Genomic DNA, 14,173 nt, shown 5'->3' on the forward strand with positions numbered 1-14,173 from the left:
CAACCATACGCCCTCTTCCGAGATCAAATTCTTTTTCGTGGGGTGGTAGTTGTTTATATGAGACTGGTCTGCGTGGGCCCCACCACACGAACACGCAGCAGAGGGGAGTGGTGTGAGACCCCTTGAAAACAAAAGAACAAAGTGTTTTTATGTACTCATACTTTCGAAGGAGCCTCCCCCGTGGACCTGATCGCCGACTTCGCCGCCTGGGCCTGGCCGCGCCACCTCAACCCCCTGAGCTGGTACATCCGCCCCCTGTTCTTCCTCCCCATCGCGTACTTCTGCTGGACCCGCCGCCCGCCGGCCCTGTTCCTGACCATCGCCGCCATGCTGTCGAGCTTCTTCTGGTTCCCCGAACCCGAGGAGACCGACCCGGCCATGGCAGGGGTCCTGGCGATGGAGGAACGGCTGTTCACCGACCCCACCTGGGTCACCTGGACCAGCCTGGCCCTGATCCTCCTCCTGATCGGCGGCCTGTGCGCGGCCTTCTGGTACCGCTCCCTCGGGTGGGGCCTGCTCGTCATCAACGGCGGACTGCTCGCCAAGATCGCCTGGACCGTCGCCAACTCCGGGTCGGACGGACTGGCCACACTGCTGCCGCTGGGATCGGGCATGGTGGTCATGACCGCCGTCGTCGTCCTCGTGGCCCGCCGCCGAGGACTGCCGCTCTCCCTGACCGGGGCCCGGCGCGGCGAGCGACCCACGCGAACAGCCACACGGTGACCGCGGGCACCGACGTCGAGAAGGGGACGGACATGCCACCGGCGTTCTCACCGCAGGAGAAGGCACGCATCACCGACCTGCTGCTGGGGTCGGGGGAGGCCCTGTTCACCACACGGGGTCTGCGCAAGACCTCCCTGGAGGAACTGGTCGCCCCCGCCGGCATCGCCAAGAGCAGCTTCTACGTGTTCTTCGACTCCAAGGAGGCCCTCTACCTGGAGCTGATGCTGCGCCGGATGGCCGACGTGAGGCGCCGCGTCATCGACGAGGCCCTGACCTCGACCGACGACACCGAGGAGGCGCTGCGCCGCTTCCTGCGCGCCACTCTGGGCGTCCTGGACACCGACCCCCTGTACCGGCGGCTCATGACCCACCCCGAGGAGATGGACGCCGTCCTGCGCAAGGCCGACCCCGCACGGCTGGACGGGTTCCCCGACAACCCCGTGCACGCGCTGAACGCGTTCGTCACCGCCGGACTGGAGGACGGGCAGCTGGCCCCGGCCCCTCCCGCCGCCGTCGTCGGAGTCCTCCAGGCCGTCATGCTGCTGCCCATGAACGCCGACCGGTTGGCGGCACCCGGCTCCTACCAGCAGACGCTCGACCTGCTCATCGACATCATCGCCCGCGGTCTGACCGCTCGAAGGGAATGACGTGCACGCCCTGCTGCTCACCCACGGCACCCGGGGGGACGTCCAACCGTTCCTGGCCCTGGCCCTGGCCCTCGGCGCCGCCGGACACACCGCGACGGTCGTCGGACCGCAGTCGTACGCTCCGCTCGCCTCCGGGTACGGGGTGCCCTACCGCCCCGTGGACGACGGCCCCAACGCCCTCATGGACGACCCCGGCATGAAAGGGGTGATGGAGACGGGGCTGCGCGGTCTGCGCGGCGCCGCCCACACCGCGGCCCTGCTCCGCGAGATCACCCCGCGCCTGCGACAGGTGTACGCGGACATGGCGGCCGCGGTCGACCCGGGCGCCGACGTCGTCGTGCACATCCCCGGGATGCCGGGCGGCCACATCGCCGAACACCTGGGGGTCCCGGCGGTTCCGGTGGCCCTGCAACCCTCCTGGGTCCCCACCCGTGCCTTCCCCGCTCCCGGGGTCCCCTGGCCCGAACGCGCCCCCGGAGCGCTCAACCCGCTCACCTACAGGCTGGCCGCCCTGGCCCTGCGGGGGCAGCGCCGCGTGGCCGAGGAACTGCGCCTGGACCTGGGGTTGGCCCCCCGCCCCGGCCGGCACGACCCGCTGCTACGGCCGGACGGCGCGCACGCCACCGTGCTCCACGCCTTCAGCAGACACGTGATGCCCGCAGACGCCCGGTACCCGGCATGGGTGCGCACCACCGGCTTCTGGGCCACCCCGGCGGACCTGGGATGGGAGCCCCCGGCCGAACTGGAGGAGTTCCTGTCGGCGGGGGAGCCCCCCGTCTTCGTCGGCTTCAGCAGCCTCCCCACAGCCGACCCCGCGACCACCGGCCGCGTGGTCACCGCGGCCGTGCGCCGTGTGGGTACGCGTGCGATCGTCGCCGCCGGTCACGGCGGGATCGACGCCACCGATCTCGGGGACGACGTGCTGGTCATCGACAGGGCGCCGCACGAACGGCTCTTCCCCCGCTGCTCGGTGATCGTCCACCACGCCGGGGCCGGGACCACGGGAGCCGCGGCGGCCGCGGGGCGGCCACAGGTCGTGTGCCCCTTCTGGGGGGACCAGCCGTTCTGGGCGGAGCGCGCCCACAGGGCGGGGGCAGCCCCCGCTCCCCTGAACGGTCGCCGTCTGACCGAGCACGCACTGGCGCAGGCGCTGACCGACGCCCTCACCGACCCGGGCATCGCCGCACGTGCCGCGGAACTGGGCCGGCGGGTTCGCACCGAGGACGGCGTGGGAACCGCGACCCAGATCCTGGAGGAGGCCGTCCGGTGAGCGGGCGGCCCCCACCTCTGCCACTCGCCGGTGGGACCGAGCGCCACCGGACAGGAGGGTGGCGGCCCCGGGTCCCGGCCGACAGCGGACGGCGCCGTGGTCCCGGGGCGGGATCCGCCCCGGGACCAGGAGGGGATCAGGCGTCCGAGGTCTTGCTGGGGACGGGCTCCGGGGCCCAGCACTGCACGTTGCGCAGCCCGGGAACCCTGTCGGAGGTGAAGACCGGGTCCAGCCCCTGGCGGCGCTGGTCGGTGTAGTCCTTGAGGAGTTTGCCGGCGATGCCGGCGAGCGGGACGATCGCGGCCAGGTTGACCAGGGCCATGAAGCCCATGGTGGTGTCCGCCAGCGTCCACACCAGCTGGATGGAGCCGATGGAGCCGAGGAACGTCGCCACCAGGAAGACCCACTTGTAGGCGGTCAGCAGCCGTTCGCTGGAGTTCAGGAAACCGATGTTGGACTCGCCGTAGTAGTAGTTGCCCAGGACGGAGGTGAACGCGAGCAGGAAGATGATCACCGTGAGCGCGTGCACCGCCCAGCCGCCCAGACTCGCCCCCAGGGCGTCCTGGGTCATGGTCGCACCGAGGTCCTCCCCGTAGGTGGGGTTGGAGACCAGGATGATGAACGCGGTGATGGAGCAGACGATGACGGTGTCGAAGTAGACCCCGAAGGTCTGCACGAGCCCCTGCTTGACCGGATGGCTCACCGACGCGGTGGCACCGGCGTTGGGCGCCGAGCCCAGGCCGGCCTCGTTGGAGAACATGCCGCGACGGACACCCTGGATGATCGCGGTTCCCAGGCCCGCCGCCGCGATCTCACGGAGACCGAAGGCGTGGCTGAAGATCAGGGCGAGGACGCCGGGCACCTTGTCGATGTTCAGGGCGACCACGGCCACGCCGAGGATGAGGTAGAGCAGGGCCATCAACGGCACCAGGGCCTGGGCCACCCGCGCGATGCGCTGGATCCCACCGAAGATGACGGCGCCGGTGAGGACCACCAGGCCGAGGCCGATCACGGCGGGGAGCCAGGTCATGCCGTCGGTGTCGGCGCCGAACTCGGCGGCCGAGCCGACGAGCGTGGTGGAGATGGTGTTGGACTGCACGGCGTTGAAGACGAAGCCGAAGGTCACCGTGATGGTGATCGCGAAGACGACGCCCATCCAGCGGCGCCCGAGCCCGTGGAGCATGTAGTACGCCGGGCCGCCGCGGTAGCCGTCGCGGTAGGGGACCTTGTAGAGCTGGGCGAGGGTGGACTCCACGAAGCTCGCGGCTCCCACCAGGAGCGCCATGATCCACATCCACACCACGGCGCCGGGGCCGCCGACGGAGATGGCGGTGGCCACACCCGCGACGTTGCCCGTGCCCACGCGCGCCGCCGCGGAGACGCAGAAGGCCTGGAAGGAGGAGATCGATCTCGAACCGTCCGCGCCTGCGGGGGAGGCGGACCCGCCCAGGGCGCGGAACATGTCCGGAATCAGCCGGAACTGCACCAGGCCGAGCCGGACACTGAAGTAGAGGCTGGAAAGGGCCAGCGCGAGGATGACGAGCGGCCAGAACAGGTCGTCGTTGAAGGCGCCGATGGCGTCGGCCAGTTGCTGCATGAGCGCGGTCTTCTCGATTCTTCGGTGGTGGTCGGGGTGAGGGGGCACGCGGATCCGGCACGTTCCCGGAGGCCGGTCGGCACCGCGTACCCGGAGAGGGGTCGCACGCGGGAGGCGTTTCCCGCACGCGCGGCGGCTCCGTCGCCGACCGGCCACCGGCGGGGACACCGCGAATATCCGCGGGGTTCCCCGGTGATGGCAGGAGGGCGACGGAGCCGACCGGGCTTCCCGGCACGCCAGGTGTTCCGGGCGCCACTCATCGTGGCCTTGGGGACACCCCTGTGTCCAGGGTGGCCGTGTTCGGGATGCTTCGGACGGCTTTCGGCACAGGACGCACCCTCATCGGAATCGCCCGCTTCGCCGTGGGCGTTCCTGCCCGGACCCGCCTCGCGGACGAAGCGGGCCCGGGCGACCGCTCCTGTCAGGTTGTGACGGTCTCCTCGGACTTGGGGCCGGCCTTCGCCGCGCGGAGCTCGGCCTCGACACGGTCGAAGTCCTCCTCCATCTGCGGGGTGACCTTGGCCAGCCCGTTGAACACGAAGATCGCGACGAGGCTGAGGATGACGGCCGGCACCATGGCGTACAGGCCGATGCCGAGGTAGGCGGTGTCGACGATGTCCCACAGGATCGCGGTGGTGCCGCCCGCGAGCATGCCCGCGAGCGCCCCGGCCCAGGTCATCCTCTTCCAGAACACGGCCAGGACGAGGATCGGGCCGAATCCCGCACCGAACCCCGCCCAGGCGTAGCCGACCAGGTCCATCACCGACTGGTTGCCCCACAGGGCGATCGAGGCGGCAGCCAGGGCGACGACCACGACGGTGGCGCGGCTGATCCACAGCAGGGTCTTCGGCTTGGCGTCCCGATCCACGAAGGCCCTGTAACCGTCCTCGGTGAGTGCGGAGGCCGCGACCAGGAGCTGGGAGTCGGCGGTGCTCATGACGGCGGCGAGGATGGCGGCGAGCAGCAGTCCGGCGACCAGCGGGTGGCTCAACGCCTCGATGAGGAGCGGGAAGACCTGTTCGGGGTTGTCGAGCGGGGACTCGAAGTAGGCGATGCCGATGAAGCCGATCGCCACGGCCATGACCATGGCGCTGACCGCCCAGGCCACGCTGATGGTGGCGGCCTTCGGGATGTCCTTCACCGAGCGGATGCCCATGTAGCGGGAGAGGATGTGGGGCTGGCCGAAGTAGCCGATGCCCCAGGCCAGCCCGGAGAGGATGACGACCCAGCCGAGGGTCTCGGTGCTCGCCCACTGGCCGAGGTCGGCGTCCAGGGAGACGCCGCCGAAGGCGGAGAGGAGGCCGGTGCTCTTGTCGGACACGCCCTCGCTGAGGCCGCTGAGGCCGCCGAGCGCCGTGACGGCCAGGACCGGCACGACCAGCAGCGCCAGCCACATCATCACGGCCTGCACGACGTCGGTGTAGGAGACCGCGAGGAAGCCGCCGAGGACGGTGTAGAGCACCACGATGCTGACGCCGATGGCGATGGCGGGAGCCGGGGACAGGCCGAAGACCTGGTCGAACAGGGCCGCCATGGCGACCAGCCCGGACGCGACGTAGAAGAAGTAGAAGACGATGATGAGGATCGCCGAGACCCCGCGCAGAAGGCGGGTGGGGTCGTTGAAGCGGTTCTCCAGGAACGAGGAGAGGGTCAGCGAGTCGGAGTCGCCGCCCGCGCGGGCATCGGTGACCCGCTCGGTGTACACCCGCAGGCGGGGCGCCAGGAGAATCCAGCTTCCCGCGAAACCACAGGCCAGGCCGACGGCGATCCACGCCTCGCCCAGCCCGGAGACGTAGATGGCCCCCGGCAGACCGAGCAGCAGCCACCCGCTGAAGTCGCTGGCGTTGGCACTCAGGGCGGCCACCCAGCTGTTGAGCTGTCGACCCCCGAGTACGAAGTCGGACTGTGAGACCGTGCGCCTGTAGGCCCACAGACCGATGGCGACCATACCGGCGAGGTAGACGCCGAAGGTTCCGATCGACCAGAGCATCGATTCGCTCAAGACCGGCCCCTCCTTTCCCTTGCGCGCGCAACTGGTGTACTCGCGCGCTGTTTACGGACATTGCTCGCGATCATTACCCTTCGTTCACCGGGTCACAACGGCTGTGCGCGGAACCACACTGCTTTGAGACCTGGCCGAGTCCCCGCCCTGCTCGGCTTGTCCGCACGAACATGCGGGCACCTCCCCCTTTGTCTGATCGGACAGGGGCGGGGCCTGCGGCAGAACCACAGACCTCCCGTGTGACCCCGTCGATCCCACCGACAACTCCGAGGACCCCCATGGCCGAACAGGTCGTCACCGTCGAGAACCTCCACGTGCGCTACCGGGGCGCCGACAGGCCGGCGGTCGAGGGGATGAGCTTCTCCGTCACCCGGGGGGAGGTGTTCGGCTTCCTCGGCCCCAGCGGAGCCGGGAAGTCCACCACCCAGCGGGTACTCACCCGTCTCCTGCGCCGCTACGAGGGTGAGGTGGGCGTCCTTGGCAGGCCCCTGCGCGACTGGGGAGCGGAGTACTTCGAACGCGTCGGAGTGGGGTTCGAGCTCCCCGCGGGGTTCGGCAAGCTGACCGCCCGGGAGAACCTGTCCGCCTTCGCGTCCCTCTACCGGGGCCCGGTGGAGGATCCGGACGCCCTGCTGGAGCGGGTGGACCTGGCGGACGCCGCGAACCGGAGGGTCACGGACCTGTCCAAGGGCATGAGGATGCGCCTGAACCTGGCGCGGGCGCTCGTCAACCGCCCCGAACTCCTCTTCCTGGACGAGCCCACCTCCGGCCAGGACCCGGTGCGCTCCGCCCGGCTGCGCGACGTGATCCGCGAGGCCGCGGAGGGCGGCTGCACGGTCTTCCTCACCACCCACGACATGGCCACCGCCGACCTGCTCTGCGACCGGGTCGCCTTCGTCGTGCGGGGCAGGATCGCGGCCGTGGACACCCCCCGCGGGTTCAGGCTCCGCCACGGCAGCCCCGGGCTCGTGGCCGAGATCAGGGGACAGGGCCCCAGGGAACTGTCCGTGGAGTCCCTCGCGGACGACACCGAGCTCCTGGAGCTGCTCAGGGCGGGCGAGGTCGAGACCCTGCACACCCGAGAGGCGTCCCTGGACGACGTCTTCGCCGCCGTCACCAGGGAGACGCTGTGAACCGGCTGCTCGCGGCGACCCTCCTGGAGGCCCGGGTGGAGTTGCGCTACGGCATCGTGCCCGTCGCCGCCGCGCTCGGCGCCGTGTGGACCGTCGTCCTGTTCCTCGTGCCCGCGGGGGCGGCCGGGGCCGTGGCGCCCTACCTGCTGTTCCTCGACACGGCCGCCTTCGGCGCGCTCTTCGCTGCCGCCCTGATGCTGTTCGAACGTATCGAGGGCACCCGCCAGGCACTGGCGGTGTCCCCCCTGCGCAGCGCCGAGGCGATCACGGCCAAGCTCACCGTGCTCACCGCACTGTCCCTTCTCATGGCCGTGCCCCTGATCGTGGTCTCGGTGCGGGACCGGCCCGCCGACGTCCTGGGGGCGCTGGCCCCCGCCCTCGCGGGGGTCGCGCTCACCGCGCTCCTGCTGCTCACGCTGTGCCTGGCGATCGGGGCGCGCACGAGGGACCTGTCCGGTTTCCTTCTGGTCGTCCCCCTCGCCGTCGCACCGCTGGTCCTCGTGCCCCTGGTGCACATCTCCGGGATCGTCGAACACCCGTTGACGTACGTGGTCCCGACCACCGTGGGCGCCGATCTCATCCGGCTGGGGACCGACCCCGCGTCGGTGGGGTCCGGTCCCGCCACCCTGGGCGCGGGCACGGCCTACGCGCTTTTGTGGGTGGTGTCGGGGATGGTCGCGGCGCGCCGTGCCGTCGACCGCGGGGCCGACCCGGCCCCGCCCCCGCGGACCGGCACGGGTGGCCGCGGCCCCTCCGTCCACGCCCCCGCCGTCGGCCGCGGCGCGCTTCCGGCCGTGGTGCGCTTCGCCCGCGTCGACCTCTTCGGTACCGGGCGCGATCCGCTGTTGCTGCTCATGTTCTGCGCGCCGGTGCTGCTGGCCCTGGTCATCCGCCTCGTCTTTCCGCCGGCCGCGGGTTTCCTCCGCGACTCCCACGGGTTCGACCTCGTGCCGCACGCCCCGGCCGTCCTGGCGGCGCTGGTCCTCCTGCACGTGCCGATGATGTTCGGGGTCGTGGGCGGCCTGCGCGCGATCGAGGACGCGGACGAGAACGTCCTCCTCGTCCTCCGGGTCTCCCCGCTACCGCTGTCCGCCTACCTCGCCTACCGGGCGGCCCTGGTCGCCGTCCTCTCCCTCGGGGGACTGGCCGTCGCGCTGCCCGTGAGCGGGCTCATGGCCGGAGGGTGGTCGGCGGGCATGGTCGTCGCCCTGGTCCTCGCCGGACTCCAGGCGCCGCTGCTGCTGGTGGGGATGACCGCTCTGGCCGCGAACAAGGTGGAGGCGATGGTGGTGGTCAAGGGCATCGGCGCCGTCATGGTCCTGGTGCCGGTGGCGGCCTGGGTCCTGCCCGGCCCCTGGAACCTCCTCCTGCTGCCGCTCCCGCCCTCCTGGTCGGCCCTGGCGATCCCCGAGTACGCTTCCGGTCCCCTCGGAACGTGGGCGCTCCTGGCCGGAGGCCTCCTGGTGACCGCGGTCGCGTCGGCGGGACTCGTCCGGCGCACCCTGAACCGGATCGGCGACGGGTGAACAGGCTCCGTGGCGAGCCGGGCACGGTGGGGCGCGGTCTCGGACCCTGCGGGCACGCGGAGGACGCCCGGTCCCCGTACCGAGGCGCGACGGACGCGCACCGGACCGCTCAGTTCCCGGTGAGGCCGACCCGTTTGAGGTAGGCGTCGCGGGAGGGCAGGAGGTGGGCCCGGCACGTGCGTGCCAGGAGGTCGCGGTCCCCCTCGCGCAGCGCGTCCAGCATCCGCCGGTGCTCCTGCCGGCTGAGGCGCAGCGACTCCGGCGAGGTGACGGTGACCGAGCGGATGGCGTGGGCGACCCGGGCGGCCCGGTTGATCGCCTCCGTCAGCGCCTCGTTGTCCGACAGCGCGAACAGCCTGCGGTGGAACTCCGTGTTCGCGGTCACCACGGCGCGCAGGTCGTTGGCCTCGACCGCGGCGTCGTGGCGCCGCTGGGCCCCGGCCAGCTCCTCCAGGCGCGCGGGCGGGACGGGGAACTCGATGAGCTCGGCGGCCGACACCTCCAGCAGGTCGCGCAGGGCGTAGAGGTCCCGGACCTCCTTCGCCGTGAACGACCGGACGAAGGCCCCGGCGTTGGGACGCCGCTCGACCACGCCCCGCGCCTCCAGGATCTGGAGCGCCTGCCGCACGGCGTGCCTCTTGGCCTCGAACCGGGCCATCAGCTCGTCCTCGACGAGGCGTTCGCGGGGGAAGCGGAGACCGATGACGATCTCCTCCTCCAAGAGGTCCGCCAGCCTCGTCCCGGTCAGGCGGGAAGCGGGGGCGGCCTCGGCCGTCTCGGGCATCTGTGTGCTCCTCTCCCGGCCACGTAGGCCTTTGCGCTGGTCCGGATCCAACGGTACTTGCGCTGGGCACACGTCCTGTGGTTCGCTCTGCGGTGTTCATCACACATATTATCAATAATGAGGTCGATAATGCTGGACGGACCTCCCGGACTCCGGGGCAACCTCACCAACTACGGGGACAGCGGGTTCGCGCTCTTCCTGCGGAAGGCGTTCATCAAGGGCAGCGGGTACACCGACGACGCCCTGGACCGCACTGTCGTGGGCATCGTGGACACGGGCAGCGGGTTCAACCCGTGCCACGGCAACATGCCCCAGCTCATCGAGGCCGTGAAACGCGGGGTCATGCTCGCGGGCGGCCTGCCGGTCGAGTTCCCCACCATCTCCGTGCACGAGGCGTTCTCCCAGCCCACGAGCATGTTCCTGCGCAACCTGATGTCGATGGACACCGAGGAGATGATCCGCGCGCTCCCGGTCGACGCCGTCGTTCTCATCGGCGGCTGCGACAAGACCGTACCCGCCCAGCTCATGGGCGCGGCATCGGCCGGAAAACCCGCCATCCAGCTCGTCACCGGGTCGATGCTGACCGGCTCACACCGCGGCGTCCGGGTCGGCGCGTGCACCGACTGCCGCGCCTTCTGGGGCCGCTACCGGGCCGAGGAGGTCGACGAGGAGGAGATCGCCGAGGTCAACGGGCGCCTGGTGGGAAGCGTGGGCACGTGCTCGGTCGCGGGCACCGCCAGTACCATGGCGTGCGTGGCCGAAGCCCTCGGCGTCTCCCTCCCGGGCAGCGCGACCCCTCCCGCCGTCACCGCCGACCGCACACGCTTCGCCGAGATGACCGGCACGCGCGCGGTGGAGATGGCCCATGAGGGCCTGACCGTCGACAGGATCCTCACCCGGGGTGCGTTCGAGAACGCCCTGCGGGTGCTCCTCGCCCTGGGCGGCTCCACCAACGGCCTGGTCCACCTGGCCGCCGTGGCCGGCCGGCTCGGCTACTCCCTGGACCTGGACCGGTTCGACGCCATGAGCAAGGAGACCCCGGTCCTGGTCGACCTCAAGCCGGCCGGCGACCACTACATGGAGGACCTCCACCGCGCGGGCGGCGTCCCGAGGCTCCTGCTGGAACTGCGCGACCTGCTCAACACCGACGAGCTCACGGTCACCGGCCGCACCCTCGGCGAGGAGCTGGACCGGGCCGCGGCCCCCTTCCCCCAGGAGGTCATCCGCGCGCGCTCCGCCCCCGTCTACCCCGCCGGCGGAATCGCGGTCCTGCGCGGCAACCTCGCCCCCAACGGCGCGATCATCAAGCAGGCCGCCGCCGACCCCGGCCTCATGGAGCACCAGGGACGCGCGGTCGTCTTCGAGGACTCCGAGGACCTCGCGCGACGCATCGACGACGAGGACCTGGACGTGACCCCCGAGGACGTGCTGGTCCTGCGCGGCATCGGCCCGATCGGCGCCCCCGGTATGCCGGAGGCGGGGTACATCCCCATCCCCCGCAAGCTGGCCCGGCAGGGCGTGAAGGACATGGTCCGCGTCTCCGACGGCCGCATGTCCGGGACCGCGGCAGGAACGATCGTCCTCCACGTCTCGCCGGAGTCCGCTGCCGGAGGGCCGCTCGCCCTCGTCCGCGACGGCGACACGATCCGGCTGAGCATCAGTGAGCGCCTCATCCACCTCGACGTGTCCGAGGACGAGCTCGCCGCACGCTCCCAGGAGCCCCCACGGGCCGCCGCACCCCGGCCGGGGCGCGGCTACCGGAAGCTGTACGTGGACCACGTCAACCAGGCCGAGCAGGGCTGCGATTTCGACTTCCTGAGATCGGAGACCGACCGGGGCGCCGTCCCCGGGGCTCCCTCGGCCCCAGAGGCGGACGGCGGAGGAACACATGTCTGAGACAGCCTGGGTTCTGACCGCCTCGGTCCTGGCCGTGGTGTTCCTGCTCCTGCTCATCATCAAATTCAGGTTCCAGCCCTTCGTCGCCCTCCTGGTCGCCGCGATCACCTTCGGCCTGGCGACCGGTACGGCCCCGCTGGACCTCGTCGAGCAGATCGTCGACCGCATGGGCGGCGCCCTGGGCCAGGTGGCCCTGATCATCGGGCTCGGCGCCATCTTCGGTGAGGTGCTGCAACGGGCCGGAGCCGCCGAGCGACTGGCCGCGACCCTGGTGGACCGGGTCTCCGACCGCTATCTCGCCTGGGCCCTGGGCCTGGCCGGGTTCCTCGTCTCGATCGCCGTCTTCATCGACGTCGCGATCGTCATCCTCGTCCCCCTGCTCTACGCGGTCGCGCGGCGTACGGGCCGGTCCCTGCTGTACTACGGCATCCCCCTGTGCGCGGGGCTGAGCGTCACCCACACCTTCATCCCGCCCACCCCGGGGCCGATCGCCACCGCGGGCATCCTGGGGGCCGACCTCGGCCTCGTCATCGTCTACGGCGTCGTGTGCGGCCTGCCGGCGATGGCGGTGGCGGGACCGCTCTTCGGCCGGTTCATCGCCAAGCGCATCTTCGTCCCCGTCCCCGCCGAGGCCGTGAGCGTCACCGCGGGGGCCGGTCCGGCGGAGGAACCGCGCGAGGGCAACGGTTCCGGAGAGGGTTTCGCGGGCTCCGGCGGTACGGACGGCGGCGCGGCCGATCCGCTGCCGAGCTTCGGGTCCGTCCTCGGTGCCCTCCTGCTCCCGCTGGCCCTGATCCTGGGCGGAACCACCAGTGGTCTCCTGCTGCCCGAGGGCGACCCGGCCGCCACCGCGCTCGGGTTCGTCGGCCACCCGGTGATCGCGCTGCTCATCACCTGCCTCTACACCCTCTGGTTCTTCGGGGTGCGCAAGGGGCGCTCCGGTAAGGAGCTCCAGGAGATGGCGACCAGGGCCCTGGCCCCCGCGGGCGTGATCATCCTGATCACCGGTGCGGGCGGCGTGTTCGGCGGCCTGCTGGTCGACTCCGGCCTCGGCGAGGTGCTGGCCGCCGGGATGCAGATGATCAACATGCCGATCGTGCTCTTCGGCTTCCTCGCGGCCGCGGTCATCCGCATCTCGCAGGGCTCCGGCACCGTCGCCATGATCACCGGCGCGACGCTGACGGCACCCCTTTTGGAGACGATCGGGGCGAGCCCGTCGCTCGCGGCCCTGACCTGCGTCGCCATCGCGTGCGGCGGAACGGCGTTCTCCCATGTGAACGACTCGGGCTTCTGGATGGCCAACCGCTATCTCGGGATGTCGGTCGGGGACACCCTGCGGTCGTGGACCGTGATGAAGACGCTGGTCGGGCTGACGGGACTGGCCGTGGCACTGGTCCTCACCCTGTTCGTCACCTGAACCGCCGACCGGGTTCCTCCGCCCGCGGAGAGGCCCCGTCCGGCCCCGACGGCCGGACGGGGCCTCGGGCGGTTTGTCAGAGCGTGAGGAGCGCCTTGGTGGCGCGGCGTTCGTCCATCGCCCTGTAGCCCTCGGCGGCATCCTCGATCGGGAGGGTGAGGTCGAAGACCGCGCCGGGGTCGATCCGGCCGGTCATGATGAGGTCGACCAGCTCGGGCAGGAAGCGGCGCACGGGCGCCGGCCCCCCGAGAAGGTTCACCGTGGCGAAGAACAGCTCCAGGCCGTCGAGTTCGACCCCGTGCGAGACACCCACGTAGCCGACGTGCCCGCCGGGTCGGGTGGCGCCGATGGCCTGTGCCATGGACTCCTGGGTGCCGACAGCCTCGACGGTGGAGTGCGCGCCGTATCCGTCGGTGAGCTCCCTGATCCTCGCGGCGCCCTCCGCGCCGCGCCCTTCGACGATGTCGGTGGCGCCGAACCGCCGGGCGAGCGCCTGCCGGTCGGTGTGGCGGGACATGGCGATGATCCGCTCCGCACCGAGGCGCTCGGCGGCCAGGACCGCGAGCAGTCCGACCGCCCCGTCGCCGACCACCGCGACCGTCTTGCCGGGCCCGGTGTCCGCGGCGACCGCGCCGAACCAGCCGGTGCCCAGAACGTCGGAGGCGGCCAGGAGGCTGCGGGACTGCTCGGGCGTCGGCTCGCCGGGCACCTTGACGAGGGTGCCGTCGGCGAGGGGGATGCGGGCGTACTCGGCCTGGGTGCCGATCGAGCCCATCATGACCTGGTGGACGCAGCGGGACTGGAAACCGGACCGGCAGATCTCGCAGGTGTTGTCGGAGGCCACGAAGGAGCCGACGACGAGGTCACCCGCCTCGATGTGGCGGACACCGGGGCCGACCTGCTCGACGACGCCGATGTACTCGTGGCCCATCGGGGTGGGGCCGTCCTGCTGTTCGAGACCGCGGTAGGGCCACAGGTCGGAACCGCAGACACAGGTGGCGGTGACGCGGATGAGGGCATCGTTCGGTTCGATGATCGCGGGGTCCTCGACGTCTTCGACCCGGACGTCCCCGGGACCGTGCATGACGACGGCGCGCATGGGTGCTCCTCGGTTCTCGGCTTCTCGAAACCTTCTCCACAGCACCACCATGCCCGCCCGTAGGCGTTTCCTACCTGGT

Annotated in this window: 11 protein-coding genes; 7 read left to right on the forward strand and 4 right to left on the reverse strand. The window is 71.3% G+C overall.

Annotated elements, in window-relative coordinates:
- The first annotated feature begins 180 nt into the window (after window positions 1-180).
- The 3 genes from ACFWTE_RS09835 to ACFWTE_RS09845 are packed head-to-tail and all read left to right on the forward strand — an operon-like array spanning window position 181 to window position 2,640.
- The gene (locus tag ACFWTE_RS09835; protein ID WP_378778928.1) at window positions 181-723 is read left to right on the forward strand and encodes a hypothetical protein; all 543 of its coding nucleotides are present in this window, start codon (window positions 181-183) and stop codon (window positions 721-723) included.
- A 32-nt stretch (window positions 724-755) separates the two neighbouring features.
- Complete coding sequence (locus ACFWTE_RS09840; RefSeq protein WP_378778929.1) at window positions 756-1,370, forward strand: TetR/AcrR family transcriptional regulator; 615 nt, start codon at window positions 756-758, stop codon at window positions 1,368-1,370.
- A 1-nt stretch (window position 1,371) separates the two neighbouring features.
- Window positions 1,372-2,640, forward strand: coding sequence for a glycosyltransferase (locus ACFWTE_RS09845; RefSeq protein WP_378778930.1), 1,269 nt, complete (start codon window positions 1,372-1,374; stop codon window positions 2,638-2,640).
- A 136-nt stretch (window positions 2,641-2,776) separates the two neighbouring features.
- Here ACFWTE_RS09845 and ACFWTE_RS09850 read toward each other — a convergent pair whose 3' ends face one another.
- Both ACFWTE_RS09850 and putP read right to left on the reverse strand, forming a co-directional pair.
- On the reverse strand, window positions 2,777-4,237 hold the full coding sequence (locus ACFWTE_RS09850) for an alanine/glycine:cation symporter family protein (RefSeq protein WP_378778985.1): 1,461 nt from the start codon (window positions 4,235-4,237) through the stop codon (window positions 2,777-2,779).
- Between the two features lie 421 nt (window positions 4,238-4,658).
- Entirely contained in the window at window positions 4,659-6,227 is a 1,569-nt protein-coding gene (gene putP / locus ACFWTE_RS09855) for a sodium/proline symporter PutP (RefSeq protein WP_378778986.1), read from the reverse strand.
- A gap of 290 nt (window positions 6,228-6,517) precedes the next feature.
- Between putP and ACFWTE_RS09860 the strand changes: the two genes are divergently transcribed.
- Together ACFWTE_RS09860 and ACFWTE_RS09865 are read left to right on the forward strand one after the other, a co-directional pair.
- Window positions 6,518-7,372, forward strand: coding sequence for an ABC transporter ATP-binding protein (locus ACFWTE_RS09860; protein ID WP_378778931.1), 855 nt, complete (start codon window positions 6,518-6,520; stop codon window positions 7,370-7,372).
- Window positions 7,369-8,898, forward strand: coding sequence for a hypothetical protein (locus tag ACFWTE_RS09865; protein WP_378778932.1), 1,530 nt, complete (start codon window positions 7,369-7,371; stop codon window positions 8,896-8,898). Before ACFWTE_RS09860 ends, ACFWTE_RS09865 begins: the two co-directional genes overlap by 4 nt.
- Window positions 8,899-9,007: 109 nt before the next feature.
- Here ACFWTE_RS09865 and ACFWTE_RS09870 read toward each other — a convergent pair whose 3' ends face one another.
- The gene (locus ACFWTE_RS09870) at window positions 9,008-9,682 is read right to left on the reverse strand and encodes a GntR family transcriptional regulator (RefSeq protein WP_378778933.1); all 675 of its coding nucleotides are present in this window, start codon (window positions 9,680-9,682) and stop codon (window positions 9,008-9,010) included.
- Window positions 9,683-9,811: 129 nt separating this feature from the next.
- Here ACFWTE_RS09870 and ACFWTE_RS09875 point away from each other — a divergent pair, with 129 nt between their 5' ends.
- On the forward strand, window positions 9,812-11,578 hold the full coding sequence (locus ACFWTE_RS09875) for an IlvD/Edd family dehydratase (protein WP_378778934.1): 1,767 nt from the start codon (window positions 9,812-9,814) through the stop codon (window positions 11,576-11,578).
- A complete protein-coding gene (locus tag ACFWTE_RS09880) occupies window positions 11,571-12,995 on the forward strand; it encodes a GntP family permease (RefSeq protein ID WP_378778935.1) in 1,425 nt (474 codons plus the stop codon). The genes ACFWTE_RS09875 and ACFWTE_RS09880 overlap by 8 nt, the downstream gene beginning before the upstream one ends.
- Before the next feature lie 76 nt (window positions 12,996-13,071).
- On the opposite strand, the gene ACFWTE_RS09885 is transcribed toward ACFWTE_RS09880, so the two are convergent.
- Complete coding sequence (locus ACFWTE_RS09885; RefSeq protein WP_378778936.1) at window positions 13,072-14,094, reverse strand: zinc-dependent alcohol dehydrogenase family protein; 1,023 nt, start codon at window positions 14,092-14,094, stop codon at window positions 13,072-13,074.
- Between the last annotated feature and the right edge of the window lie 79 nt (window positions 14,095-14,173).

The organism is Nocardiopsis sp. NPDC058631 (genome assembly GCF_042716955.1).
Taxonomy (GTDB): Bacteria; Actinomycetota; Actinomycetes; order Streptosporangiales; family Streptosporangiaceae; genus Nocardiopsis.